A 24544-nucleotide genomic window follows, 5' to 3' on the forward strand; every position below is an offset into this window, starting at 1 on the left:
TAAGCTACACGATCAATAACCTTTATGGTGAAGAAACCTATAAACGGGTACCCTTTACTATCGTCGTAAATTAAAATACGGGCATAAAAAATCTCCGTTAACACGGAGATTTTTGACAATATTTCAATACGCTTTTATATAACAATATTGACCATCTTATTTTTAATATAGATGATTTTCTTAGGTGTTTTGCCCTCTACCCATTTCTGAACCACCTCATTGCCTAATACTAATTGCTCCACTTCTGCCTGATCAGCTGTTAACGCAATCACCAGAGTAGTACGCATTTTACCATTGATAGAGATCGGATATTCTTTACTGGTCTCCACCAGGAACTTCTCTTCCAGCTTAGGATAAGCCGCGTCGATTACTGAAGTAGTATTGCCTAACGCATGCCATAATTCTTCTGCTATATGCGGTGCATAAGGAGCCAGCATGATCAGCATAGGTAACACTTCTTGCTTGTGGCATTTAAGATCAGTTAACTCATTCACCAGGATCATAAAGCCGCTTACGCCAGTATTAAAGCTAAAGCGTTCTGTATCATCTTCTATCTTCTTTATGGCGCGGTGTAATACTTTTTGTTCGGCATCCGATGCTGCATCGGTAGTTATCTGCCAGATCGATTCCCCGTATTGGTTTCCTTATAGAATAAACGCCATAGTTTCTTTAGAAAACGATGCACCCCTTCAATACCTTTGGTATCCCAGGGCTTGCTCATTTCTACCGGCCCCAAAAACATTTCATACATACGGAAAGTGTCAGCTCCGTACTTATTCACCAGCTCATCGGGATTAACTGTATTATATTTGGTTTTAGACATTTTTTCTACTTCTGCTCCGCAGATGTATTTGCCGTCCTCCAAAATAAACTCCGCATTGGCATATTCACTATTGCGCCATTGTTTGAATTTCTCTATATCCAGTTCAAAACCATCAACAATATTTACATCTACATGCAACCTAACAATTGGCGAAAAATTAATGATGTACTCTTTATCCTGTAGCTTCTCATGAACTAATTTATTGATAGCCGCATGATGCTTAAAATCCGAATCAGCTTCATTTAACTCATCAGTTAATTTTGTGGCATAATCGCTGCTTAACATCAACTGAAATTCTACGTTCTCACCAGTGTTTTCTTTGGTCGCAATAGCCTGCATTCTGTATACAAACCGGCTGCTTCCCTGAATCATTCCCTGGTTTACCAGCCTTTTAAAAGGCTCGTCAAAACCAATATAGCCCAGATCATACAAGGCTTTCGTCCACAAGCGGCTATACAATAAATGCCCCACAGCATGTTCTGTACCTCCAATATAAAGGTCCACCTGATTCCAGTAGTCAGTAGCTTTTCGGCCTGCAAACTCCTGGTCGTTTTGCGGATCCATATAGCGCAGGAAATACCAGGATGAACCGGCATAGCCCGGCATGGTATTCGTCTCCAGGTTTTGTGAGGTCCACTCAGGGATGTTCGCTAATGGTCCTTCGCCTTCAGGACCCGGGCTGTAAGAGTCTACTTCAGGAAGGGTTAAGGGCAGCTCACTTTCGTCCAAAGCATAAGCCACGCCATTGATCCATTTTACCGGGAAGGGTTCTCCCCAATAGCGCTGGCGGCTGAATGCAGCGTCACGCATCCTGTAATTTACCTTGCGCTTGCCAATGCCTCGTTTTTCAATTTCGTTGATCACCGTTTCCATCGCTTCGCGCATAGGAACACCATTCAGGAAACCGGAGTTGCTCAACAAAGCATCCTTGGTCGCATTGGCATCTTCCCCGTTAAAATGCTCACCAATAATATTGGTAATCGGGATATTGAATTGTTTTGCAAACCTGTAATCGCGCTCATCACCGCAAGGCACCGCCATAATAGCGCCGGTTCCATAACCTGCCAGCACATACTCACTGATCCAGATAGGAATATGCTTGGTTTCGTCAAAAGGATTTACCGCATAGGCGCCGGTAAAAGCACCGGTAATACGCTTTTCAGCCATGCGCTCCCGCTCACTGCGACTGTTTACATAGTCGATATAATCATCTACTTCTTTCTGCTGTGCTTCGGTAGTAATTTGCCTTACCAACTCATGCTCCGGGGCAATTACCATAAAATCCACGCCCATAATAGTATCGGGCCGTGTAGTATATACAACCACATTAGCTTTATGGTTGGCGATCTGGAACTCAATTTCCGCTCCGGAACTCTTACCTATCCAGTTGGTCTGCATATCCTTCATCGCTTCGCTGAAGTCAACCGTTTGTAAACCCTGTAACAAACGATCCGCATACTCAGTAATACGCAGGTACCATTGGCGCAGCTTCTTTTTAACCACAGGATGTCCGCCGCGCTCACTTACACCGTTGATCACTTCATCATTTGCCAAAACCGTTCCTAACGCTTCACACCAGTTCACTTCACCATAACCACAAAACGCCAGGCGGTATTCCATTAAAATATGCTGGCGGGTAGCCTCATCAAATGATTTCCAGTCGGCTGCATTAAACACATGCAATCCGAAATTAGCCACCTGGTATTTTTCGTTTGGAAAAGGATGATGCCTGTTTCCTTCTGCTTCAAATACTTTTACCAGTTCGTCAATGCTTTCTGCTTTTTGCGTTTTGCGATTGAACCAGCTTTTAAACAACTGTAAAAAGATCCATTGGGTCCATTTATAATACTGCGCGTCGCTGGTGCGAACTTCCCGGCTCCAGTCATAACAAAAACCAATATTATCGAGCTGTTGACGAAAAGTGGCTATATTTTTATCTGTGGATACTGCAGGGTGAACGCCATGCTCGATAGCGTACTGCTCGGCAGGCAGGCCGAAAGCATCATAACCCATGGGATGCAGCACATTAAACCCTTTCAGCCGCTTGTAACGCGCATAAATATCGCTGGCAATATAACCCAGGGGGTGACCAACATGGAGACCTGCACCGCTTGGATATGGAAACATATCCAGTACATAATATTTAGGCTTTTCGCTGTCGTTACTTACTTTATAAGCCTGGCTCTCCTTCCATTGTTGTTGCCACTTCTTCTCGATCGAGTTAAAATTATAGTCCATATAGTACTATTGTTTTGATGATGCCCAATGCACACAGCCTTAAATACGGTTACTTTATTATGCCTTTCAAGATAGCCGAAATGCGCCTGTGCATTAAAAGGCGCAAATTTAAGCATTGTAGACCGGATACACTAAATTTGCGAAGCTGGAAATTTAAAGTCGAAAGCCGCCTGACCGGACGACGGACAGGTTCGATGTTGAGAGCTATTTGCTTTTAAATGAACATGGAACGCTGAACTTTAGATTCTGAACATTTGAACGTTGAACCTTAAATAATTTATGGCGGAAAAAACGAAAACAGTAAAACGGGGTAAGGCTTCCTATTTTATGAGCATATTAGGGGTTACCCTCGTGCTTTTCTTGCTGGGGGTTATCGGCTGGCTGGTGATCAATACCCGCACTTTAGGGCAGCATTTCAAGGAAGAAGTAGAGGTAAATGTTTACCTGCGGGAACCTCTGGCGGCTTCTGACAGTACGGCTTTGGTTCAGTACATTGCATCCAGGCCTTATATTAAAGAGTACATATTTACTACGAAGCAAATGGCTAAAGCCAAATACCTGGCGGATGGCAATGAGAGCTGGGAGGGCATTTTAACCGAAAACCCACTGCCGCAAAGCATTGACTTTAAGCTCAAATCAGAGTATTTGAATGCCGATACGCTTAAGAATATCCGGGTTGACCTGGAAAAACAGACTTATGTTACGGAAGTCACTTATCCGGAGCTTTTGGTAGGTGGGTTAGACAGTAAAATAAGCGTTTTAAATTGGATCTTATTGGGTGTATCTATTCTATTATTATTAGCCGCAATAGTACTTATCGACAACACTATTAGACTTGCAATGTTTAGTAACAGGTTCATTATCAAAACCATGCAAATGGTTGGAGCTACGCGCTGGTTTATCGCCAAGCCGCTTGACATAAGAGCTATTATCAACGGGGCCATTAGCGGCGTCATTGCAATTGTTGCAGTTTATACATTAATACAGGTTTTGGTCAGCCGGGTACCTTATCTCAATACGATACAGGATAATACACAGTTAGCCCTCCTGTTTGCCAGTATGATGATATTGGGAATACTGATCACCCTGGTAAGTACCCATACCAGTGTTTTAAAATATCTGAAGAAAAAGCTGGACGATCTTTATTAACGGTTATTTTAAAAAACAATACTAATATTGCAGTTCTAAATAGTTTATATGTCGGAAAATACAGTTAGCACCTCTGCAGGCAGTCCTGCTCTTTTTGGAAAAAGCAACTATATGTGGATGCTGCTGGGTGTAGTGGTTATTGCTTTAGGTATGTTTTTAATGGCTGGCGGCAGGAGCGAAAATCCCGGTGAATTTAAGCCCGAAGAAGTATACAGCACTACCCGCATCACAATAGCGCCTATATTGATCTTTATTGGCCTTGCTATTGAATGTTACGCTATTTTCAAAAAATCGAAATAGAATCTGAATTTTAAAATATGTCAGGCGATGCACCAGTATCGCCTTTTTTATATAGCATGAACCCCTGATTATGAATCTTATTGAAGCTATTATTATCGCCATTGTAGAAGGGATTACAGAGTATCTACCCGTTTCTTCTACCGGGCACATGATCATCGCCAGCTCTTTTATGGGTATAGAGAAGGAAGAATTCACCAAACTGTTTGAGGTGGCGATACAGTTAGGCGCTATCCTGGCGGTGGTAGTTTTATATTGGAAAAAATTCATCGACCCCTTAAAAACCAGGAAGCTGAAATTTTATTTTAAGCTGCTTGTTGGGGTAATTCCGGCTTTGTTATTGGGTTTTTTATTTTCGGACAAGATCGATGAGCTACTGGAAAGTCCTACCACAGTGGCAGTTTCATTACTGGTGGGTGGTGTTATCCTATTGTTTATCGATAAAGCTTTTCAACGGCCCAAAATTCATTCAGAAAAGGAAATCACTTATGGCAAATCGTTTATGACGGGTCTCTGGCAATGTATTGCCATGATACCGGGTGTAAGCCGCAGTGCCGCCTCTATTATTGGTGGTATGCAGCAGGGCTTAAGCAGGAGCGCGGCCGCCGAGTTTTCTTTTTCCTGGCAGTACCTACTATGGCTGCCGCAACGCTTTACTCGCTATTTCTGAAAAAATGGAATATCGCAGGTGTTGAACATAAGGGATACGAATTGATCACGCAGTCGTCTGACAATATGATCGCCTTCGCCGTGGGTAATATTGTGGCTTTTATTGTAGCCATCCTGGCCATCAAATTTTTCATTAACTACCTCAAAAAATACGGATTTAAGATCTTCGGATGGTATCGTATTATTGTCGGTATCCTCCTATTGATCCTTTTATCGCAGGGCATTATTGGGTAAAACCGTCTTCCTCTCAACCATTATACAAGCCATTAATAGCACCTTATATGAAAATACTATCCGCCCTTGTTTTCTTGACTGTGCTCCTTGGCTGTACTTCTGCTCCAAAACAACCGGAAACAATTACAGCAGATACCTCGATTATTGTAAGTACACCGGTATCAGACACTGTTTCAATTATTGAGCACATCAAAGACGTCTATGCTTCAATAAATAAAGAAAAACTTACCCAAAAATCATTTGAATGGGAAGCCGATACCACCTGCGAAGCGCCTCCCATGGGCGGTACGCTTACCTATTTTTACCGGGGCAGTGAAATAGTAAAAATGCTGAATGTGGGTGGAGAAGATCATGGATCCTGGAAAGAGGAATATTATTTCGATAATAACCAGCTGGTATTTATTTACCAGAACAATACTTATGGCGGAGCAGCCAATCCTGATGAGGTGAGCTATCAGAACCGCTACTATTTTTACGATAACCAACTGGTTAAAAAGATAGAAAGCGGCTCAGGTGTGGAGTTGGATTCCAATGCCATCCAGGACATGGTACAAACAACCTATCGTTTAAAAGATGCCGGAAACAGCGCCGCCATCGCCCGTATATTTTCCTGCCACTCCGAATAGTCTTCGTACTGCTATTGGAGCCGAGGAGTTAGCTTTGGACAGTCCCCAGAAATGGCAATTGCCATTACCAGACACCCGATACTTACCCTGGTAGAACAGCATTCCGAACATATCATATTCTTGTTGGCATAACATCAAATGGCTTATGCTCCAATCCGGTATATGCTCCGTCATTTTTAAATGAATATAAAAGGGAGAATCTATCTTTGGAATAATTAAATTTTATATGACGCAACAAACTGCTTCAAAAAAGTAATTAACGGCTGGGCCATGTACGACTGGGCTAATAGCGTATACAACCTGGTAATTACCACTACCTTCTTTCCTATCTACTTTCTGGCGGTTACCAGCGATCGATCTGACCATAAAGTAAATTTCCTGGGTAGGGAGTTCGTCAACTCATCACTGTACGACTATGTACTGGCAGTGGCCTACCTTTTTATTGCACTGCTGTATCCGATACTTACGTCTATTGCCGACACCAGGGGCAATAAGAAAAACTTTATGCGCTTCTTTTGTTATATGGGTGCACTGGGCTGTAGCGCGCTGTTCTTTTTAACGGCGATACGCTTGGGCTGGGCGTATTTGCGTTTATGTTGGCAGCAATGGGCTATGTGGGGAGCCTGGTGTTTTACAATGCATACCTGCCGGAAATTGCAGCTCCCCAGGACCGAGACAGGATCAGCGCCCGCGGCTATTCGTTTGGTTATATCGGCAGCGTAATTATGCAGATCGTAGGCTTTGCACTGATACTGATCATGACGGACCAGGGACTTGCGACCAGGCTTACATTTTTGCTGGTAGGTATATGGTGGTTTGTTTTTGCACAAGTAAGCTTTTCACGCTTACCCGAGTCAAGCTCTAAACCGGAGAAGAAAGGCAATGTCATTAAAGAGGGATTTAGAGAGATAAGCAAAGTGTATGCTGAAATAAAGAAAATGCCTGTTTTAAAACGCTTTTTGCGCGGCTTCTTTTTTACAGCATGGGGGTACAAACAGTGATGCTGGCAGCTACTATATTCGGCAGTAAATTGCTCAAATTGCCCGATACCAATCTGATTATAACGGTAGTGATCATACAGGTAGTAGCCATACTGGGAGCCTGGGGTATGTCGAAATTATCGGCGGTATTTGGCAACCTCAAGGTATTATTGGCCGTGATCATTTTCTGGATTGCGATATGTGTGCTGGCTTATTATACAGCGGTATTGGCCGAGGGCGGTTTGAATGCGGAATACCTGTTTTACGGCCTGGCGGTATTGGTAGGATTAGTAATGGGCGGGATACAGGCGCTTAGCAGGTCTACTTACGCCAAGCTCATGCCACCCACAAAGGATACGGCCTCATTTTTCAGCTATTACGATTTTACGGAGAAGCTGGCTATCGTAATTGGCATCTTCACCTTTGGGCGTATTGAAGAAGTTACCGGAAGTATGAAAAACTCGGTATTATCACTGATTGTATTTTTTGCTATTGGCTTCTTTTGGTTATACGCTGCTTTGCATAAAGAAAAACAAAATCATCTGGCATCATGAACCTTTATTCTGTTAACCACGGTCATTTTAAACTCGATGGGGGGCCATGTTTGGCGTAGTGCCTAAAAGCATTTGGGATGGACTGAACCCTGCCGACGAAAATAATATGTGCAGCTGGGCTTTGCGCTCTTTATTAATTGAAGATGATAACCGGCTGATACTGGTTGACACAGGCATGGGCGATAAGCAGAGCGAGAAATTTTTGGATACTATTACCTGCATGGCGATGACAACCTGGATAAAAGCCTTGCTGCATTAGGCTTTCACAGGGATGATATTACTGATGTATTCTTAACCCACCTCCATTTTGATCATTGTGGCGGCGCCATTATTAAATCCGGTGAACAGTTGGTGCCTGCCTTTAAAAATGCTGTGTACTGGAGCAACGCCGATCATTGGAAATGGGCCACCGAGCCAAATCCCAGGGAGAAAGCCTCCTTTTAAAAGAGAATATTTTACCGATACAACAAAGCGGCCAGTTACAAATGATCGGAAACCGAATGAGCAGCAGCTCACTGGATACTTCAGCCTTTGCTCCTTACATGCAAGTACGATTTGCAGACGGGCATACCGATGCCATGATGTTGCCGCAGCTACGATATAAAGGAAGGACTATTGTTTATATGGCAGACCTGCTTCCCTCTTTGGGACATCTGCCATTACCTTACGTTATGGCATACGATACAAGACCATTGATCACTATGACAGAAAAAGAAAGCTTTTTGCAGGAAGCATTAGATAACGATTATATTTTGTTTTTTGAGCACGATCCGGTAAACGAGTGCTGTACTTTAAGGCAGACGGAAAGAGGCATAAGAGTTAACGAAATTTTTAAATTATCGGACTTATAAAACAAATCGCCCGTGGTTAAACCACGGGCGATTTGTTATCTTGTATTAAATTTCTTACTTAACTGTAAAGTTAACTTTATTATCGCCCCATAAAAGCGAAACAACACCATCCTTAGCTGCAGTAATATTTAATTGCTCTGAAAAAGTACTTGCTTTTTCAGATTTAACGGTAATCCTTAAAGCATCATCCGCTTCTTTATACTTAAAAGCGCCAAACTGATCCCATTTTTTACTAAATATCACTGTCCAGTAATCTCCATCTACTAATGTAAACAGCGCATACTTGCCCGCTGCCAAAGGCTTTCCGTCTACAGTTACATCTTTGCTTACCTCAAATACGGTAGCTTTATTAGCACCAGTACGCCAAACCTGTCCAGGCAACGGCTCCAGGTCTTTACCAATAGTTCTACCTTTTACAGAAGGCTGACTATAATTGATAGTTACTACCGCACCGCTGCTTAGTTCAGCTTTAACAGTAGCAGGCGGACTTTTAGAGCTGCTTTATCCTGTGCATTCACCAGCACAACAGCAATCAAACTTAATGTTAACAGTAAAAACTTCTTCATTGTATAAATTTTATTAAATAACGCTTTACAATTTTGCAAATAACCTGCCAATTACAAACGTAAAAAGCGGCAATTTAGTATATGCCTGTAAAGCAATTATTTATTAGCTGTAATAGAAAAGCTAATGTTTACTTCGGGTCTGATGAATTTGTCGCCCAAAGACTGATCATTCCCATAAACCAGTCCCCAGTCTGTACGGTTTACATTGAAATTAGCTCTTGCCGTAACAGTAGTTGGAGTTACTGCAATAGCTGCAGGGAAAGTTACATTCTTGGTAACTCCTTTCAAAGTAAGATTGCCTTTTACAGTGTTAGTAGCTCCGTCTAAAACAATTTTATTGGTGCTATCGGGTGTATAAGGCTCAACACTGGTAATTTCAAATGTTGCGGTACCGTTCGCAGCGCCATCAAAAAAGTCAGGAGATAGTAAATGCCCCTTTAACTTGTAAGCACCTGATGTATCGGCGTCAGTTACCTGCAAACTGTTGATGTCAAATACTAATTTACCACCCGTAACAATTGCATCATTTTTTACAAAAAACTCGCCTTCTTTAATGTTGAAAGTTCCCTGGTGCTGACCAACAGGTTTGGTACCAATAAATTGTACTTTTTGCGTAGTGTCTACTTTGTAAGACGCGCCTTCAGCTGCAGATACTTCCTGCTGATCTTCGGTCTTTGCCTCGTCTGCCTTAGGTGCTGAATTGCAGGATACAAATGCAATGGATGCCACCACAAATGATAACGATAGTATTCTCTTCATAATTTGATTTTAAGTAGTTTAAGATTCAGTTTATAACAAAGAGTCCCTAGAAAAGGTTTAAAAAACGCAGCAAATTTTACGCCGGGATTTTCTCGAAGAATATTTTAGTATTTTTACACCTATTTCTACAACCAATGCAAAGAAAAACTGCCATTTTCAAACCTGTTGTTATAATAGCTTTCCTGGTCCTATTTTGCTGTAACAGTTTCTCCCAAAATAAGTTATATGTCTATTACCTGAACGAAAAAATGGAATTTGTCCCCAAAGAGGAGGCATTGGTTATAGGAAAGGGTTCGAAAACCGAAAGCGGCTTCATGGTTTTATTTTATAATCTCGCTGATAACAGGTTACTCTTCCTTGAAAACTTTACAGATTCTGCTTTAAATGTATTGAATGGGCAGCATATTGCCTATCACGCTAACCGTAAAAAGTTTGAGAGCGTGTATTACAAAAATAACCTGCTACATGGCACTTCGATAAAATGGGATAGCCTTGGCAATATGACCGATTCTGCTATCTACTATGAGGGGATGCCCACCTACCTGGTCAAATACCAGTTAAACAGCGATGGCAGCAAACAGAAATTACATGAATTTGATAACGACTACCCTAAAAGAAGACTCACAGAACAGGATATCATCATAACAGATAATGGTGCTGTGGTTACCCCAGCTGTATGGCAGTCCCTGGTTTATAATGGCGCTATACATTCAGGCAGGATAAAGTAAACAGCAACAAGTTTCTTATTTTCAGGTTTAGCGATGCGTATTACAATAGTATAGTATCTAAAGATCCCAAACCTAAAGAAAGTGCTTTTTTAAAACAGGGCAGGAATTTAGTATCAACATGGTTGATATTAACGGTAATAAATTAAAATCGAAAGACCTGAAGGGGAAGGTGCTGGTGATCAATTATTGGTTTATTAACTGTAAACCCTGTCGAATGGAAATGCCTGAGCTGAATGAACTGGTGAAGGAATATAAGGATTCCGCCAATGTAAAGTTCATCGGAATATCATTGGACGATCGTGCTTCTATCAAAGATTTTGTAAAGCTGTCGCCGTTTAATTACCAACTGGTAGCCGATGGCCAAACGGCCGCACATCAATATGGCATAACATCTTACCCCACACATGCTATTATAGATGGTGACGGCAAAGTGCATTTTCATACCGTTAGCTCGCCCCGCCAGCTATTTTACTGGATGCGCAAAACCATTAATGAACTGCTTGAAAAACAAAATCAGCGGCCTCAAATCTAAATTCAATCCTTTTCACCCCGATAAGCAGAATAAAGAGTCTTTATCGGCAACGCAAATATTTACTAATTTCAACTCTGACAACCGTTAATCAATGAAAAAAATATAGTATCAAAACTTTTGCTTTTAACGTCAATACTATCAACGACAACTATTTACAGCGCCGCTCAAAACAGGGTCTATACCTACTACTTCAACGCAAAAATGGAAAGTGCCCCCAAAGAAAAAGCAGTTATAGTAGGCAAAGGGCGAACAGTGGATTCCTTCTACCTTGTTCAGTACTACAAAATGGCCGACAATCGCTTATTATGGTTTGAGCAATTTAAAGACTCTACATTAGAAGTTTTACATGGCGATCGAGTGTTGTTCCATCCCAATAGGAAGGTTGAGGAGAAAAGCCACTTTGAAAACAACAGGCTTACGGGACTTTTAATGAAATGGGATAGTACGGGCAATCTAACCGATTCGGGACATTATAAAGAAGACCACTTACTTTTCGAAGTAAAAAAGCGGTACGTTAATCACAGGTGGCTATACAATGCGATTGAAACGGACAGCATCAACAATACACTTAGAGATACTGACTATGATTCAACCGGTAACAAGTTGAGAGAAATTGCTTTTGTGGGCAGCAGTGGTACATGGACAGAATACCAAAAAGATGGCACTGTTGAGTCGGTTGACAGTGTTTTTACCCGAGAAGATAGAGAAGCTAAGTTTCCACCTCAAAATGGCGGTTGGCGAACCTACCTTGAAAGAAACCTGGACGGAATGGTCCCTATCAGAAATGGCGCAACGGGAGGTCAGGGTACGGTGATTATCCAGTTCGTAGTTGAAAAAGACGGCACGCTTTCTAATATGAAAGCTCTGACTAAAATTGGCTACGGAGCAGAGGAAGAAGTATTGCGCATTCTAAAGAAATCTCCAAAGTGGATCCCAGCCAGCAGGTATGGTAAAATTGTAAAAGCATATCGTAAACAGCCTGTAACATTTCAAATACGCGGATAAAAAAGTAGTTCATTAACTACATATCTCCTGAGCCACCGCCCCACTTAACAACGATACATTTCACCAGTCTAAACATAGAAAAAACAACAGGATTTCCCGACAATAAGAAACCTCACGAACTTGCCGTGAGGTCAATAATACCTGTTATATAAAGCCATTATACTTTCTCCATCTCCTCTTTTACAAATTCCATCAACCCCTTGATATGTGCCGGAGACAGATCAAATTGCAAACCTGCAGCCTCAAACAACTGCGGCAAAGTACGGGTGCCTCCCAAACTCAAAGCATTAGTGTAATTGTGTAATGCCTGTTCTTTATCCTTTTGAAATTGCTGCCAGAGGCCGATAGCGCCTAGTTGAGCAATACCATATTCAATATAATAAAAAGGCACTTCAAACAAATGCAACTGGCGTTGCCAGCTATAATTACGGTAAGCTTCTAAGCCGGTAACATCCAGCGAGGCCGGAGTAAATTCTGTAAGTATTCTCTGCCAGTTCTGTAAACGCTCTTCCCGCGTATGGTTGGGGTTTTCGTATACCCAATGCTGAAACTTATCAATGGTAGCAATCCAGGGAAAATAGTTAATACTCTTTCCAATTGTAATTCTTTCGCTCTTCTTAGCTCTTCTTCGTTTTCGAAAAAAACACCCCATTCGTTCATGCTGAATAACTCCATGCTCATACTTGCTACCTCGGCAAACTCGGTTGGGTATTCTTTAAACCCGGTTAATGGCAACGGGTGCGATAAAAACGAATGAATAGCATGGCCACCCTCGTGCACCATGGTGATCACATCGTTCAATGTTCCGGCTGCATTCATGAATATAAAAGGAGCGCCTGTTTCAGCCAGCGGGCAATTATAACCACCGGGAGCTTTGCCTTTACGGCTTTCCAGGTCGAAACGCTTTAGCTGGCTCATCTTCTCCAGACAGGCTGCGAAAAATGGATCTAATTTTTCAAAACAGCTCACTGTTTTCTGCAGCAATTCGCCTCCTGTTCTAAAGGGCTTCAGGGGCTCTATTCCTGCAGGCTCTGCATCTGTATCCCAGGGACGTAAGCTATCTAAGCCTAGCTTTGCCTGCTTCTTTTTATAAATATCATCAACAATGGGCAATACATACTGCTTCACCGCCTCCTGGAACTGGAAAGAATCTTCCTTGGTATAATCAAACCGGCCCAGCTCTGCAAACCGGTAATCCCGGTAATTCTCATATCCCGCGTTCAATGCCACCTGGTTTCTCTTTTTCAAAAGACCATCATAGAGCTCGTTCAAAGCATCCTTATCCTGTAACCTTCTTTCCGCTATCTTACGATATACTTCCTCTCTTACACTGCGATCAGGATCTTCCAAAAACTTAGCGGCCTGTTGTAAAGTATATTCCTTTCCACCTACTTCAATGCTCATTTTACCGCTGATCACACCAAACTGCTGCGCCTCCACTGCCAGCTCAGACTGTAAGGGAATGTTTTCTTCTAAAAAGATCAATATTCTTTCTTACGTTTCGTAAGTACGTATAGTAAGCAGGTTCTTTCAGCTCTTTCGTAAGCGGATTTTCCACCAGCTTCCTGTTCAACAGATCGGAAAACGGTTGAATTTTAGGCTGGATCTCCATCATAAAATAATTGAATGATTCGGCCAGTGCAGGGTTTTCCGTATCGCAGGTCATTTTTATCTGGCGCCAGCAGGCATCTTCGCTGATCACAGCTTCCAGTTCACTCAAGTCTTTAAGCCATTGCTCCAGATCCTGCAGAGAGCTGATAGTACGCTCTGACAATTCTTTAAAATAGGGCTCCAGCGTTGGCCAGTCTGTTACCTGGAAATCAGCGGGCAATAATTGCCTGGGGGTAGGTTGAATGTCTGCGGTCATAAATTTTCGATGGTTAAGTCCGTAAGTCGGAAAGTCCGCGAGACCGGAAGATCAATAACGTAAAACGTCTAACCTGCCGACTTCCGGACTTCCCTGAATTTCGGTTCTGTATTAAAAATTATTCTTCTGCTTTTTCTTAGCGGGAGCTTTCTTTTTGGCAGCTGCTTTTTTAGGAGCCGCTTTTGGAGTTTCGCCCTCTTCACTTTCTTCAGTTGCTTTCTCTGCTGTTTTCTTTTTTGCAGCAGCCTTCTTAGGCTTTTCTTCAGCTGCAGCTTCTTCTTTCAGCGCTTCAGCCGCTATTTCTGCAGCCGCCGCTACTTCAGCTTCATCTGCTTCTTCCTCAGGCGCTTCTGATAATTTCAGCTCTATTTCATTCTTCTTTAGTATGTCGAACCATTTTACAATTTTCTTCATATCGCTATTGTAAACACGGTCGAAATCCATAACAGGGAACACTTCCTGGAAATAGGCTTTTACCGCCTTATCGTCCTTAGCATCCGGTAAGGCTGCAGTGCTTTTTCGATTGCCTGAAATACCTCTATAAGATTTACATTTTCGCCGGTAGTGTAAATTTCAATACTTTCCAAATGCGAAAACTGGTGAATACGTGTTGACGCAAATTTGGTTGATTTATCCTGTAAAGAACGCACAATCGCACCATCCTTTTTGCTGCTTACTAATTCATACAGGCCAGGTAATCCTGTAACTGCAACTAATTTATAATATTCCATAACAAAAATATTGAGTGGCGCAAGATAAATATTCTAAGCGATTTTATTGGTAATTTTTGATTTTTTAGGATTAAATAGCCATTTATACTACCCAAAACGTTTAAGCAGTCCCTTTCTAACACCAGTTAACCAGCCACTTCTTAATAATTTGTCGCTATACGATCATCTATTGTCGAAATAGAATTTCACACAGTTATCTTATAACAAACAGCCAAGAGAAAATGATTTTGAATTTTATGTAATTGTTATCAATAGCGAAGGATTACACTATTTTGAGCGTCAAACGGGCTAATAAAAAATTTTATGAAGTTAGCCGGTTTTTTGTCTTTTTTCTAGCGTTAAGTATTGTAGGGCAAGCCCAAACGATCAAAGGCACACTAATGGACCCTGTTGAGGGCATTGTTGTTAAGGGAGCCACAGTGCAATTACTCAACCCGTCCGACAGCAGCAATATCCGGTCAACCAGCTCCGATTCTTCAGGAACCTTTCTTTTCACCAATATGGACAGAGGTAGCTATGTATTAAAAGCTACTTCAATTGGTTTCGAAACCTTTTTCAGATCCATTGCTTTAAATGACTCCACACCGTCGCTGGACCTGGACGATGTATATATACCCAAAAAAACCACTACGCTTGAAGGCGTAGTAATTGTGGCCAGCGCACCGGCAGTAAGCCAAAAAGGCGACACTACCCAGTTTAGTGCGGGCCAATACAAAGTAAACCCCGATGCTACAGTGGAAGACCTGATCAAAAAATGCCGGGTATTACAGTAGCGAAAGACGGGACGGTTACCGGCCAGGGAGAGCAGGTAAAAAAAGTGACTGTTGATGGTAAAGACTTTTTGGGGAAGATGCTACGATGGCGCTGCGTAACCTGCCAGCTGAGGTAGTAGACAAAATTCAATTATTTGATCGACTGAGTGACCAGGCTCAGATGACTGGTTTTGACGATGGCAATGCCGTGAAAGCCATCAACATCGTTACACGTGGCGGAATGCGCAATGGCCAGTTTGGTCGTGTATTTGCCGGATATGGCACAGAGAACACTTATTCGGCGGGGGAAATACGAGCTTTTTTAAAGGAGACCGCCGTATTACCCTGATCGGGAATTTCAATAATATCAACGTTCAGAATTTTGCGCAGCAGGATCTTTTAGGTGTGATGAGCGGCGGCGGCGGTCGAGGAGGCGGTGGCCGTGGCGGATTTGGTGGCGGCGGTTTTGGCGGTGGTTTCGGTGGCAACTTTTCCTCCGGTCAATCTGCGGGAATCAGCACAACCAATGCATTCGGTCTTAACTATTCTGATATGTGGGGCAAAAAATTGAACGTAAGTGGTAGCTATTTTTTCTCTAATGGTAAAAACGTCAACGAAACGGAAACCTTTTCTCCCAGTATTACTACCGATGATAGAATTTTGAACCTGGCTACCAGAAGCGCATCGTCATCAAATAATAATAACCACCGGTTTAACATGCGGTTTGAGTATAAATTAGATTCCAATAATACCATCATGTACATACCAGCTGGAGCTTTCAAAACAATAACAGTTATTCCAGCACCTACTCTTCAGCAATTTACGCCGATGGAGACAGTTCCTACATCAGCGATGCAAATAGTAGCTCAAAGAGAAATGGTTATAACATCGGCAACAACTTAATGTACCGTCGTAGTTTTAAAAAAACCGGCAGAAGCCTATCGTTATCGCTGCAAGCTAATTTCACTAAAAACGATGGAGAAAGCTACAACCTTACCAACATTTCAAAGTATGAGGAAATAAATCTCCCCGACGTACGCAATCAATATAGAACCAACCCTACCAACAGTTCCAATTATTCTGCAAGATTGAATTATACTGAACCGTTGGGAAAGCAAGGAATGTTAGAATTGAGCTATACACCGGCAAAACGTATTAACAAACGCAACCAGGAAACTTTTGACTATGATGGCGTGGCTTATACATTGCCTAATACTGCCCAGTCAAACCAATTTGAAAATACCATTACCACACATAATGGTGGCTTCAATTACCGTTTGGGTAGAAACCGTGATAATCAGCTTTCTGCAGGGTTCGATTTACAGTATTCAACATTGTACAGTGAAAGAGTAAGGCCTACTGTGGGAACCGTTGATCAAAACTTTTTGCCTTCCTACCCAATTTAAGATGGTCTAAAAAAATCGGACGCTACGGTAATGGACGTGTTTTCTATCGCTCAGGTACCGACTTCCCGTCAATTGACCAGTTACAGGATGTCATAGACAGCTCTAATCAAACCAGTATTGTGGTAGGTAACCCCAATTTGCAACAAGCCTATAATCACCGCGGGGTATTGAGGTATATCTATGCAAATACTAAAAACAATAACAGCTTTACAGCCAACGCATCTTTTAATGTCATCGACAACTATATTTCTACTGATGTTGTAAATGATAAAGGTATTACCAACACCACCTACATCAACTTAAATGGCTATCGTAACTTCTCGGGTTTATTGGTATACTCCTTTCCGGTAAAATTCATTAAGTCCAATTTCAATATTACCACTAATTATAATTATGGTAAAACACCTAGCAAATACAATGGGGTAATAGGTTTTGTTACCCGAAACACATTCGGCGGCGGCGCAGTGTTAAGCAGTAACGTGAGCGAATTTGTAGACTTCACACTTAACTACGATATCAACTATACTCAGACGACCAGTACGTTAAATAACGCCAGTGCAGGACAAAACTATTTACAGCAAAGTCCTGGGGCCAACCTTAACCTGCTTTCTAGATCCGGTTGGTTCTTTAATACCAATGTATCCTATCAGAATTACAAACTTGAGAATGCCGAAGGAGTTGAGTACACACTTTGGAATGCAGCTATAGGTAAAAAATTCCTGGCCAAAAAGCAGGCTGAGTTAAAACTGTCTGTATTTGACATTTTGAAACAAAATAATAGTTTCAGCCAAACCCTGAACAATTTCAACCTGATACAAACTACCACAACAAGAGTTTTACAGCAGTATTTCATGCTTACGTTCACTTACAGTCTTCGTAATTTCGGAAAAGCCAACACTTCTTCTCAGAGAAGCGAAGAAAGAGGCGACTGGAGAGGCGGACAAGGCACCGGTGGCGGAATGCCAGGAGGTGGCGGTGGCCGACCTGGCGGAGGACCAATGTTTTAAAGGCTTTCACAAATCGTATAAGAAAAATGTAGTAATATCGCTGCCTGAATTTTTTGTATAAACTAAAACTTTTGGTTAGCGAGGAAATACTGGTAGAACAATTAAAACGGGGAGACGAAGCCGCTTTTAAACAGGTTGTGGACAGTTATCAAAACATGGTCTACAACACCTGTCTCAGTATTGTGAAAAGTGAAGAAGATGCAGAAGATTTGGCACAGGAGGTATTTGTGCAGGTATATCAGTCGATTGGCTCTTTTAAAGGAGAATCTAAGCTCTCCACCTGGTTGTATCGAATTGCCACTACCAAATCGTTAGACCACGAACGTAAAAAGAAAAGAAAAAAACGTTTTGGTTTTGTGAAAAGTATTTTTGGCGATGACGCGCAGGTTGAAGTAAATCCACCCGACTTTAACCACCCCGGCGTAGTACTGGATAAGAAAGAAACTGCCGCCGTTTTGATGAAAGCAGTAGACAAATTGCCTGAAAATCAAAAAATTGCATTTATTCTAAATAAAATTGAGGGGTTGAGCTACCAGGAGATAAGCGAAATTATGCAGACAACAGTGTCGGCCATTGAGTCGCTGTTGCACCGTGCAAAAAATAATTTGAGGAAAATATTAGAAACATAAAAAACGTTATTTTACAAGGAAAATGAAAAAATAGCGTCAAAAAGATATAGACAGACATGGGAAAGCCCGGCAGCGGGTAGTTGATTTCCCGGCGAACTATAAAAACCCGTCTGCGGTAAGCAGGCAAAAAAATTAAGGATGAAAAGGTCCAACCTGGAAATAGATGAAATTTTAAACAGCCTGGATGGCATTAGTCGTGCTGAGGCCCGGCCCTACATGCATACCCGCATTATGGCCAGGATTCAGGAAGAAAATAGTTTCTGGACAAAAACAGTTGGATTTTTAACAAGACCAGCGGTTGCCATTGCCTGTGTTTTGGTGGTATTAATGGCCAATGCTTATACTGTACTTAATTCAGAGTACCCGAAGCAGGAGGTTTCAACAATTACATCCAGTGTAGTATCGGATGGTTTACAAAATGAAAACTATATACTGGCAGTTAACGATGTTAATCCCTAATAAATGACGCAAAGCCGATCCAATAACAAAGTTCTCGTATTCATTATTTTTCTTCTTTTATTGACCAATATTGCCGTATTGGCCTATTTTTTTTTTTTTGTGTAAAAAGCCCGAGAAAAAACCTGATAATAAGGATGGATTTGCAGCAGTGCTGAGAAAAGAGGTGGGTTTTAACGATGCGCAGGTGGCCAGATTTAACGAATTAAAAAAACGCACTGGACAGACGCTAAAGCAAAAATGGACCAGATCATTCACATGAAGAATATTCTTTTGATCTGACCAAGACCCAGGATACGGTAGATACAACGGTGATAAAGTGGGCAGACTCGATCGCCAGCCTTCAGAAACAAGTAGAAATCAACTCTTTCAGGCATGTGGTGCAAACAAGAAAAATTTGCACGGCTGAGCAGCAGGTTGCTTATGACTCGCTGATGAAAAAATAATCAACAAAGGAAGAAGTCGTAAACCGGGCGACGGCCCGCCACCCGGAGACCGGTAGAAAATGTCCTCTTGCAACTTTTGCGGGATTTTATCTTCTTATTAGTATAGAATCTTTCAAAATGAACTCAGGCATGACCGATTTTAAGCATACTAACAGTAGTAATCTTGCAGCGTATTCAGCCCGGCAGGTCTATAAAAAGGCCTATACGGAAGCGTTTAACCCTTTAAAAAGTTTGCGGATGAAAACCAAAACAGCATTCGTTGTACTGCTTTCCCTATTGCTGGGTTATGCACCTTTAAGCGCGCAGAATAATGCATCGAACGAAGACATTAAGGCCAAAGCAAGCATGGCTGTGGATGCCCTGGATGAGGCTTTCAAACTGGAAAAATCCAAAAAACAAAATATAGAAGAAATTTTCGTTGAGTTTTACCAGGATCAGCAAAAGCTAAAAAACAATATACAACGACCCGCTTCAGGACTGGCCCAGGGTTTATCCAGCCAGGACTTTCAAAGTGTAAGAAAGAGAAATGATGCGTTGATCAGCGAACGCGATAACCGGCTTAAAAAAGAATTAAGCGAAGATCAATATAAAAAATGGAAAGGCGATATTGAGCCTTCTCTTCACAAAAGAAAAAAATAACCGAACACCTACCGAAGTGTATAAATAATCAACTTATCGGTCCCCACCAGCTCGTCATGATCCTGCACTAAAACCAGCTTATTTCCATCCGCATTCCACACAACCGCATGCAGCTCTTTTTGGGTATAGTCATTTTCACCCTGCTCAGGTCTCTCGTATTTACCAGCCACGCATCCATTTCTTGAGTAATATAAAACAACCATTTGCCATCCGGGCTTAAATATCCTTTGAAATAGTCGGCATTCAATGGGCGGCTTTCTATCAAACGATTTTTCTTATACTTCACTATGTAGTTCGTATCCTCCGCCATAAAGTGCTCATCATCTAAAAACACCAATTCGTCGTTGGCTGTCATAGCAAACTTATAAGTCAGGTTCGTGAATTTCCGGATACCAAAATCCTGCAAAGTATCTTTTTCAGACAATAATAAATGCCTGTATTCACTCGCCATGCCACTACCCGAATCAGCCGGGCTGTAAACAATATAAGCGAGCTTCTTATTGATCAGGTAAGACTCCCCATCAACTCATACAAGCGATACTTAATACCAGGCTGGCGGACCAATCTTGTTCTTTTGCTGGCCAGATCAACCTCACTGATAGCAACCGGTGCGCCATAAGGACCATTCACTTTGTCTCCCGCTTTATATACGAGCTTTAAAGAGTCAACAAAAAAGGGATCGAGCAGATAGTTGTTCAGGGGCTTGGCTACTTCCTGTATTTTCTTGAAAGACTTATTAAATATTTTGATAGTATTTCCTTTGTAGGCTTCTGCATACAATTTATCGGGTCTTTGCAATGGATTTACCTGGTAAGAATAGGCCAAACGGTTATCATTGGTGGAGAATGCCGGTCCCCAGCCATAGTCGATTAAAGATAGCCGACGGGTTTTATAATCCAACATACTTACAACAGGGTCAAACTGCCGGGCATTAATGCTATTGGGAGCAAGATAATTTACGGCTCCACCCGGCAAAAAATGCTGTACATTATTAATGCTGCTGTCTTTACCACTAAGCCTTCGAACAAACGCTATTTCGTTGCTGGTACGCGCAAAAACGGGGTTGAGTATATAATAACCTTTTTGAAACCATTCGGCGGTTTTTTCCACTTTAGGAGGCTGCCCATATAAAGAACTTCCTGCAAGCAGTAAAAAAGAAAAAACCAATACACACACATGCTTAATCATATTCCTTTATCTGTCAATTTGTAGTAAAACGAAATTTTAAGGGAAATATTATATCCCTTATAAGACAGCAGAAACAGCGAATGGTTTTTTGCCCTGGTATAATTTAACAATACGCTTACTGTAAGGTATAAATCAGCCTCGGTCCATCAACAAAAGTTATATCGTATACCAATGATTGGGGTGTTTTGATATTTAACCAGCCTCCATAGATCGTTAAAGAGGATTCTGTATTAAACGATAGCTTGTAAAACTTCTCTGTCTCCAGGCTGGTAATAGTATAAGTGCCGCCAACCGATAACTTTTCTGGTCCGTTTATTCTCGTTTTCAGAAACGTAGAATCAGGATAAAAAGTAATGGTTTCAACATAATCAGGAGCCTTATCCATATTCGTCCAAGGATTAGAAACCGATGTCAACTTATATACTTTTGTTTTTGCTGTATGCTCTTCTGGCATGTTCTTTTCCTTCTTACAAGAACCAAAGGCCAGCAGTATAAGCAGTCCGCCCAGTGCTAATATTTTCATAATAGTTTGTTTTACCGGTAGAACGGCTTTTAGTTGAAAAACGCAACATATAAAATAATAATAACAGCCCGGCAAACGGATTCAACAAGCTGTGTCTCTATTTATTTTTCAAATAATTTTCATATTCTACTGATGCCATAATAAAAGTACCAATGGCTTTACCTTCATTTTTTGTGATGCCCACATCTTTTCCTGCAAGGTAATAATTGATCGTGCCGGTTCTCGATGGGTCTTTGGCAGGCCCCAGCCCGGCGGAAGCACATATTTGAATAATATCTGTTTTGCTGCCGTTTTCTTTGATAAAAGTCTTTAGCAATCCATTATATGCTTTTCGGGCTACCGGGAGGTAGGTTTTGGTATCAAGCAATCCTAAGCGTATGCCTTTTAAATAAGCGTAGGTAAAAATGGCCGAACAGGAGGCCTCCAGGTAATTAGGTTGCATTCCTGTATTATATCTTTTACCGTTTACTACATCGCCTTTTCCATCTGCCTTTGTTGCAGCATTGTAGGCCAGTAATTGGTACCAAACCCCGGATGTTTTGTCCTGCCTTCTTTTTAATCCTTCTGCCACCTGATTATAGATCTTCAAAACAGCCGGGTAATCTTTATGTGTTTTCGGTAAATACTCCAACACATCAACTAATGCTGCAAAATACCAACCCATACCACGCCCCCAGAACTCTTTGCTGGCGCCTAAAAACGGGGCCTGCTGGTTAGCCCAGAAAGAGTTGGCATCTGTTGGGTTAGCAGACCAGGCATGATAGTTCAGTTGCTCCTTTGCGTTGTAGGTGTACTGGTGAATGGTTTTAAACTGGTAAGCTATATCATCCCAGCTTTGCTGCTTATTAGTTGATGTAGTACTATCGCTAAAATAATGTTGCCATTCAGCATAAATAGGAGAGCCCATGTATAAACCATCCAGCCACATCTGATCGGGGTAAACAGCCTTGTGAAAAAGCCGCCCTCACCCGGCAAGCCCGGTGCAATTCTCGAATGATGATACTTTAGTGTATTACGTATCAATGTAGCCGCAGTTTTGTAACGGTTCGCATCTTTCGTATTGCCTTTTCGAAGTTCTTCTTTGTACAAAGCAAAATATATTCTCCCTGCCGGGTAGTCATCAATATTGCTGGGCCTCAGGGCCGATTTCCCTTCCGTGTCTTTAATAAAAGAACCGTCTTCGCTCAGGCTATTATCGGCAAAGGCTTTCACTGCGTTATAGTACGCTGCTTTTTCAGGGTAGGCCTCCCAGGCCTTCATCACTGCATTAGCCACCAGGCCGGAGACATAGTCCCAACCGGTAGTACCTAAAACCGCCTGGTAATGGGTATTGCAGTAAAAATCAACCACCCCGTGCGACTCTACCATTTTCTGAGACCAGGGCTTTTGAGCCTGCATAAATACAGACAGCAACAGCGATACCAACAAACAAGCAATCTTCATTATGTGCATTATTATAAATGTGAACTAAACCATTAAGAGGTTAAAGTTGCCATAAGGTTGCTCAAGCCTCAACCGTATCTCTCTTTAATGGCCTGCAGCTTAAACGGCAGCAGTAAATGTACAAATTACCATTTGATTGCGAGGCAAGTATCCTGACGGCCTCTTACAATCGTCCTATGTTAAATTTTTCAAACCACGAAAATTTAATATTAAATAATTGTTATGTTTTGTAACTTTAAGTAAGTTGCTCATGAAACAGTTGCTGATCATATTATCGTTTGCTTTGCTGCCCTTTTGCATATGGGCCACTGAAAGGAGTGTTTCTTTTAATTTTTATGGAGACAGGATTTCATTTGCATTTAACGACCAGCAATTTGTAAATTTTGGTGAGAAAAACTTTACAGATGCTTCTATACAACAGTTCTATAATGAAGTGTCTAAAGCTGATTATAGCAGCATTTTTACCATGCTCACCAACTACCGGCAAACACAGCGAGCAGACGACTGGTTATTTTACCAGTTGGTTCGAAAAACAGCTGAGCAAATCAGTCCTAAAGCAGATAATTACCTACGGTATACTTTATATAAGTGGTATTTTATGGTGCATTCGGGATATGGTACTATGCTGAGCCAAAACAACGGACGGCTATTATTTTATATTCAGTGCGACGAGAATATCTACAATATCCCTTACCGAATAAAAGACAGTAAACAATACGTATGCCTCAACTACCACGACTATGGCAGCAATATCGACTTCGACAAGGAACCGTTTAAGCCAGTAGCAATAGGGCTGCCAGCCTTTACCAAAACCTTCTCTTATAAAATAGATAAGTTGCCCAATTTTAATGATACGGATTATATCGATAAAGAGCTCCAGTTTACTTATAACTCTTCCGACTATAATTTTAAGATCAAGATCAATTCGCAGATCAAAAACCTGTTTAATAATTATCCGGCAGTAGAGTACAAGGATTTTATTAATATACCGCTCAGCAATGCCACCTATCAATCTTTGATCAGTTTGCTAAAAAAACAGTTAAAGGGATTAAATGTAAAAAGCGGTGTTGATTACCTCATGCATTTTACCCGCTACGCTTTTGCATTTGATGTAGACACTAAAGTGTATGGCGATGAAAAGAGATTGTCTCCAGAACAGACCCTGCTGTCGCCCTACAGCGATTGTGAAGACCGCGTGGGGTTATTCTTTTTCCTGGTGAAGGAAATTTACAACCTGCCCATGATCGTGCTCGCTTATCCCAAGCATGTTACCATTGCAGTAAAGTTCGACAAGCCGGTAGGTAACACTATCGAATATAAGGGCGCCAAATATTCGGTTTGCGAACCCACACCACAACGAATGGACTTAGAGATCGGGCAGTTATTACCCGAACTAAAGAAAGAACATTTTGAAGTAGCCTACGCTTATACACCAGATAATTAATA

The 24544-nt window shown here is 41.6% G+C and carries 31 protein-coding genes and 3 pseudogenes; 20 read left to right on the forward strand and 14 right to left on the reverse strand.

The window, feature by feature from the left end; genetic code table 11:
* Positions 1-134: 134 nt before the first annotated feature.
* Positions 135-623, reverse strand: coding sequence for a class I tRNA ligase family protein (locus MKP07_RS05245; protein WP_317235949.1), 489 nt, complete (start codon positions 621-623; stop codon positions 135-137).
* Positions 611-3061: a class I tRNA ligase family protein gene (locus tag MKP07_RS05250; RefSeq protein ID WP_317235775.1), complete on the reverse strand. Its 2451-nt coding sequence runs from the start codon at positions 3059-3061 to the stop codon at positions 611-613. The genes MKP07_RS05245 and MKP07_RS05250 overlap by 13 nt, the downstream gene beginning before the upstream one ends.
* Before the next feature lie 279 nt (positions 3062-3340).
* Here MKP07_RS05250 and MKP07_RS05255 point away from each other — a divergent pair, with 279 nt between their 5' ends.
* The 8 genes and pseudogenes from MKP07_RS05255 to MKP07_RS05295 all read left to right on the forward strand — a co-directional run bounded on the left by MKP07_RS05255 (position 3341) and on the right by MKP07_RS05295 (position 8421).
* The gene (locus tag MKP07_RS05255; RefSeq protein ID WP_240845543.1) at positions 3341-4210 is read left to right on the forward strand and encodes a cell division protein FtsX; all 870 of its coding nucleotides are present in this window, start codon (positions 3341-3343) and stop codon (positions 4208-4210) included.
* A 48-nt stretch (positions 4211-4258) separates the two neighbouring features.
* Positions 4259-4510 carry a DUF3098 domain-containing protein gene (locus MKP07_RS05260; RefSeq protein ID WP_240845545.1) on the forward strand — a complete coding sequence of 84 codons (252 nt, stop codon included), beginning with the start codon at positions 4259-4261 and terminating at the stop codon, positions 4508-4510.
* Between the two features lie 70 nt (positions 4511-4580).
* Positions 4581-5410, forward strand: a pseudogene (locus MKP07_RS05265) (undecaprenyl-diphosphate phosphatase).
* 47 nt (positions 5411-5457) lie between these two features.
* Positions 5458-6036: a hypothetical protein gene (locus MKP07_RS05270; RefSeq protein ID WP_240845547.1), complete on the forward strand. Its 579-nt coding sequence runs from the start codon at positions 5458-5460 to the stop codon at positions 6034-6036.
* Positions 6037-6306: 270 nt separating this feature from the next.
* A pseudogene (locus tag MKP07_RS42135) lies at positions 6307-7570 on the forward strand (MFS transporter).
* A gap of 46 nt (positions 7571-7616) precedes the next feature.
* Complete coding sequence (locus tag MKP07_RS05285) at positions 7617-7829, forward strand: MBL fold metallo-hydrolase (RefSeq protein ID WP_240845551.1); 213 nt, start codon at positions 7617-7619, stop codon at positions 7827-7829.
* Entirely contained in the window at positions 7805-8014 is a 210-nt protein-coding gene (locus MKP07_RS05290) for an MBL fold metallo-hydrolase (RefSeq protein WP_262919611.1), read from the forward strand. Before MKP07_RS05285 ends, MKP07_RS05290 begins: the two co-directional genes overlap by 25 nt.
* The gene (locus MKP07_RS05295) at positions 7972-8421 is read left to right on the forward strand and encodes an MBL fold metallo-hydrolase (RefSeq protein WP_240845553.1); all 450 of its coding nucleotides are present in this window, start codon (positions 7972-7974) and stop codon (positions 8419-8421) included. The genes MKP07_RS05290 and MKP07_RS05295 overlap by 43 nt, the downstream gene beginning before the upstream one ends.
* A gap of 54 nt (positions 8422-8475) precedes the next feature.
* On the opposite strand, the gene MKP07_RS05300 is transcribed toward MKP07_RS05295, so the two are convergent.
* Both MKP07_RS05300 and MKP07_RS05305 read right to left on the reverse strand, forming a co-directional pair.
* Positions 8476-8859 (reverse strand): DUF2911 domain-containing protein, encoded by a 384-nt coding sequence (locus MKP07_RS05300; protein ID WP_240850668.1) that lies wholly within the window; start codon positions 8857-8859, stop codon positions 8476-8478.
* A gap of 224 nt (positions 8860-9083) precedes the next feature.
* On the reverse strand, positions 9084-9746 hold the full coding sequence (locus MKP07_RS05305; RefSeq protein WP_240845555.1) for a YceI family protein: 663 nt from the start codon (positions 9744-9746) through the stop codon (positions 9084-9086).
* Between the two features lie 248 nt (positions 9747-9994).
* On the opposite strand from MKP07_RS05305, the gene MKP07_RS05310 reads away from it, so the two are divergent.
* The 3 genes from MKP07_RS05310 (at position 9995) to MKP07_RS05320 (ending at position 12011) form a co-directional block, all read left to right on the forward strand.
* Positions 9995-10474 carry a toxin-antitoxin system YwqK family antitoxin gene (locus MKP07_RS05310; RefSeq protein ID WP_240845557.1) on the forward strand — a complete coding sequence of 160 codons (480 nt, stop codon included), beginning with the start codon at positions 9995-9997 and terminating at the stop codon, positions 10472-10474.
* Between the two features lie 112 nt (positions 10475-10586).
* On the forward strand, positions 10587-11006 hold the full coding sequence (locus MKP07_RS05315) for a TlpA family protein disulfide reductase (RefSeq protein ID WP_394803629.1): 420 nt from the start codon (positions 10587-10589) through the stop codon (positions 11004-11006).
* 117 nt (positions 11007-11123) lie between these two features.
* Positions 11124-12011 carry an energy transducer TonB gene (locus tag MKP07_RS05320; RefSeq protein ID WP_240845561.1) on the forward strand — a complete coding sequence of 296 codons (888 nt, stop codon included), beginning with the start codon at positions 11124-11126 and terminating at the stop codon, positions 12009-12011.
* Positions 12012-12168: 157 nt separating this feature from the next.
* Here MKP07_RS05320 and MKP07_RS42140 read toward each other — a convergent pair whose 3' ends face one another.
* The 5 genes and pseudogenes from MKP07_RS42140 to MKP07_RS05345 all read right to left on the reverse strand — a co-directional run bounded on the left by MKP07_RS42140 (position 12169) and on the right by MKP07_RS05345 (position 14609).
* Entirely contained in the window at positions 12169-12663 is a 495-nt protein-coding gene (locus MKP07_RS42140) for a M3 family metallopeptidase (protein ID WP_394803533.1), read from the reverse strand.
* A pseudogene (locus MKP07_RS05330) lies at positions 12654-13415 on the reverse strand (M3 family metallopeptidase); the annotation flags it as partial. The gene MKP07_RS42140 and the pseudogene MKP07_RS05330, both read right to left, overlap by 10 nt.
* 43 nt (positions 13416-13458) lie before the next feature.
* Positions 13459-13878 (reverse strand): gluzincin family metallopeptidase, encoded by a 420-nt coding sequence (locus MKP07_RS05335; RefSeq protein WP_240845566.1) that lies wholly within the window; start codon positions 13876-13878, stop codon positions 13459-13461.
* A gap of 111 nt (positions 13879-13989) precedes the next feature.
* Positions 13990-14334 (reverse strand): DUF6852 domain-containing protein, encoded by a 345-nt coding sequence (locus MKP07_RS05340; RefSeq protein ID WP_240845567.1) that lies wholly within the window; start codon positions 14332-14334, stop codon positions 13990-13992.
* Between the two features lie 17 nt (positions 14335-14351).
* The gene (locus MKP07_RS05345; RefSeq protein ID WP_240845568.1) at positions 14352-14609 is read right to left on the reverse strand and encodes a DUF5606 family protein; all 258 of its coding nucleotides are present in this window, start codon (positions 14607-14609) and stop codon (positions 14352-14354) included.
* A 380-nt stretch (positions 14610-14989) separates the two neighbouring features.
* Between MKP07_RS05345 and MKP07_RS05350 the strand changes: the two genes are divergently transcribed.
* The 8 genes from MKP07_RS05350 to MKP07_RS05380 all read left to right on the forward strand — a co-directional run bounded on the left by MKP07_RS05350 (position 14990) and on the right by MKP07_RS05380 (position 19944).
* A complete protein-coding gene (locus MKP07_RS05350; RefSeq protein ID WP_240845570.1) occupies positions 14990-15382 on the forward strand; it encodes a carboxypeptidase-like regulatory domain-containing protein in 393 nt (130 codons plus the stop codon).
* An 85-nt stretch (positions 15383-15467) separates the two neighbouring features.
* Entirely contained in the window at positions 15468-15710 is a 243-nt protein-coding gene (locus MKP07_RS05355) for a hypothetical protein (protein WP_240845572.1), read from the forward strand.
* 56 nt (positions 15711-15766) lie between these two features.
* Positions 15767-16264, forward strand: coding sequence for a hypothetical protein (locus tag MKP07_RS05360; RefSeq protein ID WP_240845574.1), 498 nt, complete (start codon positions 15767-15769; stop codon positions 16262-16264).
* A complete protein-coding gene (locus MKP07_RS37715; protein WP_262919155.1) occupies positions 16264-16767 on the forward strand; it encodes an outer membrane beta-barrel family protein in 504 nt (167 codons plus the stop codon). Before MKP07_RS05360 ends, MKP07_RS37715 begins: the two co-directional genes overlap by 1 nt.
* 14 nt (positions 16768-16781) lie before the next feature.
* The gene (locus MKP07_RS37720; protein ID WP_317235950.1) at positions 16782-17774 is read left to right on the forward strand and encodes an outer membrane beta-barrel protein; all 993 of its coding nucleotides are present in this window, start codon (positions 16782-16784) and stop codon (positions 17772-17774) included.
* 71 nt (positions 17775-17845) lie between these two features.
* Positions 17846-18403, forward strand: coding sequence for an RNA polymerase sigma factor (locus MKP07_RS05370; protein WP_240845576.1), 558 nt, complete (start codon positions 17846-17848; stop codon positions 18401-18403).
* Between the two features lie 138 nt (positions 18404-18541).
* Complete coding sequence (locus tag MKP07_RS05375; protein ID WP_240845578.1) at positions 18542-18862, forward strand: hypothetical protein; 321 nt, start codon at positions 18542-18544, stop codon at positions 18860-18862.
* Positions 18863-19542: 680 nt separating this feature from the next.
* Positions 19543-19944, forward strand: a complete 402-nt coding sequence (locus MKP07_RS05380; RefSeq protein ID WP_240845580.1) for a hypothetical protein — start codon at positions 19543-19545, stop codon at positions 19942-19944.
* Positions 19945-20011: 67 nt separating this feature from the next.
* Here the strand turns inward: MKP07_RS05380 and MKP07_RS05385 are convergent, their stop codons facing one another.
* The 5 genes from MKP07_RS05385 to MKP07_RS37725 all read right to left on the reverse strand — a co-directional run bounded on the left by MKP07_RS05385 (position 20012) and on the right by MKP07_RS37725 (position 23098).
* Complete coding sequence (locus MKP07_RS05385; protein ID WP_240845582.1) at positions 20012-20395, reverse strand: hypothetical protein; 384 nt, start codon at positions 20393-20395, stop codon at positions 20012-20014.
* 53 nt (positions 20396-20448) lie between these two features.
* On the reverse strand, positions 20449-21132 hold the full coding sequence (locus tag MKP07_RS05390; RefSeq protein WP_240845584.1) for a hypothetical protein: 684 nt from the start codon (positions 21130-21132) through the stop codon (positions 20449-20451).
* A gap of 115 nt (positions 21133-21247) precedes the next feature.
* On the reverse strand, positions 21248-21655 hold the full coding sequence (locus MKP07_RS05395; protein ID WP_240845586.1) for a hypothetical protein: 408 nt from the start codon (positions 21653-21655) through the stop codon (positions 21248-21250).
* 97 nt (positions 21656-21752) lie between these two features.
* Positions 21753-22583 carry a glycoside hydrolase family 88 protein gene (locus MKP07_RS05400; RefSeq protein ID WP_262919156.1) on the reverse strand — a complete coding sequence of 277 codons (831 nt, stop codon included), beginning with the start codon at positions 22581-22583 and terminating at the stop codon, positions 21753-21755.
* On the reverse strand, positions 22475-23098 hold the full coding sequence (locus MKP07_RS37725) for a glycoside hydrolase family 88 protein (RefSeq protein WP_262919157.1): 624 nt from the start codon (positions 23096-23098) through the stop codon (positions 22475-22477). The genes MKP07_RS05400 and MKP07_RS37725 overlap by 109 nt, the downstream gene beginning before the upstream one ends.
* Before the next feature lie 250 nt (positions 23099-23348).
* Here MKP07_RS37725 and MKP07_RS05405 point away from each other — a divergent pair, with 250 nt between their 5' ends.
* The gene (locus tag MKP07_RS05405; protein ID WP_240845588.1) at positions 23349-24542 is read left to right on the forward strand and encodes a hypothetical protein; all 1194 of its coding nucleotides are present in this window, start codon (positions 23349-23351) and stop codon (positions 24540-24542) included.
* Positions 24543-24544 lie beyond the last annotated feature (2 nt).

The sequence above is a fragment of the Paraniabella hibiscisoli genome, from assembly GCF_022512515.1.
GTDB classification, from domain to species: domain Bacteria; phylum Bacteroidota; class Bacteroidia; order Chitinophagales; family Chitinophagaceae; genus Niabella; species Niabella hibiscisoli.

Coding starts and splice junctions, on each gene's coding strand:
- MKP07_RS42140 (WP_394803533.1), bottom strand. CDS start 12,663: ATGGGGTGTTTTTTTCGAAAACGAAGAAGAGCTAAGAAGAGCGAAAGA.
- MKP07_RS05375 (WP_240845578.1), top strand. CDS start 18,542: ATGAAAAGGTCCAACCTGGAAATAGATGAAATTTTAAACAGCCTGGAT.
- MKP07_RS05305 (WP_240845555.1), bottom strand. CDS start 9,746: ATGAAGAGAATACTATCGTTATCATTTGTGGTGGCATCCATTGCATTT.
- MKP07_RS05260 (WP_240845545.1), top strand. CDS start 4,259: ATGTCGGAAAATACAGTTAGCACCTCTGCAGGCAGTCCTGCTCTTTTT.
- MKP07_RS37725 (WP_262919157.1), bottom strand. CDS start 23,098: ATGAAGATTGCTTGTTTGTTGGTATCGCTGTTGCTGTCTGTATTTATG.
- MKP07_RS05380 (WP_240845580.1), top strand. CDS start 19,543: ATGAAAACCAAAACAGCATTCGTTGTACTGCTTTCCCTATTGCTGGGT.
- MKP07_RS05395 (WP_240845586.1), bottom strand. CDS start 21,655: ATGAAAATATTAGCACTGGGCGGACTGCTTATACTGCTGGCCTTTGGT.
- MKP07_RS05335 (WP_240845566.1), bottom strand. CDS start 13,878: ATGACCGCAGACATTCAACCTACCCCCAGGCAATTATTGCCCGCTGAT.
- MKP07_RS05390 (WP_240845584.1), bottom strand. CDS start 21,132: ATGATTAAGCATGTGTGTGTATTGGTTTTTTCTTTTTTACTGCTTGCA.
- MKP07_RS05270 (WP_240845547.1), top strand. CDS start 5,458: ATGAAAATACTATCCGCCCTTGTTTTCTTGACTGTGCTCCTTGGCTGT.
- MKP07_RS05350 (WP_240845570.1), top strand. CDS start 14,990: ATGGACCCTGTTGAGGGCATTGTTGTTAAGGGAGCCACAGTGCAATTA.
- MKP07_RS37715 (WP_262919155.1), top strand. CDS start 16,264: ATGTACCGTCGTAGTTTTAAAAAAACCGGCAGAAGCCTATCGTTATCG.
- MKP07_RS05400 (WP_262919156.1), bottom strand. CDS start 22,583: ATGTGGCTGGATGGTTTATACATGGGCTCTCCTATTTATGCTGAATGG.
- MKP07_RS05295 (WP_240845553.1), top strand. CDS start 7,972: ATGGGCCACCGAGCCAAATCCCAGGGAGAAAGCCTCCTTTTAAAAGAG.
- MKP07_RS05345 (WP_240845568.1), bottom strand. CDS start 14,609: ATGGAATATTATAAATTAGTTGCAGTTACAGGATTACCTGGCCTGTAT.
- MKP07_RS05355 (WP_240845572.1), top strand. CDS start 15,468: ATGGCGCTGCGTAACCTGCCAGCTGAGGTAGTAGACAAAATTCAATTA.
- MKP07_RS05385 (WP_240845582.1), bottom strand. CDS start 20,395: ATGGCGAGTGAATACAGGCATTTATTATTGTCTGAAAAAGATACTTTG.
- MKP07_RS05310 (WP_240845557.1), top strand. CDS start 9,995: ATGGAATTTGTCCCCAAAGAGGAGGCATTGGTTATAGGAAAGGGTTCG.
- MKP07_RS05405 (WP_240845588.1), top strand. CDS start 23,349: ATGAAACAGTTGCTGATCATATTATCGTTTGCTTTGCTGCCCTTTTGC.
- MKP07_RS05285 (WP_240845551.1), top strand. CDS start 7,617: ATGTTTGGCGTAGTGCCTAAAAGCATTTGGGATGGACTGAACCCTGCC.
- MKP07_RS05250 (WP_317235775.1), bottom strand. CDS start 3,061: ATGGACTATAATTTTAACTCGATCGAGAAGAAGTGGCAACAACAATGG.
- MKP07_RS05255 (WP_240845543.1), top strand. CDS start 3,341: ATGGCGGAAAAAACGAAAACAGTAAAACGGGGTAAGGCTTCCTATTTT.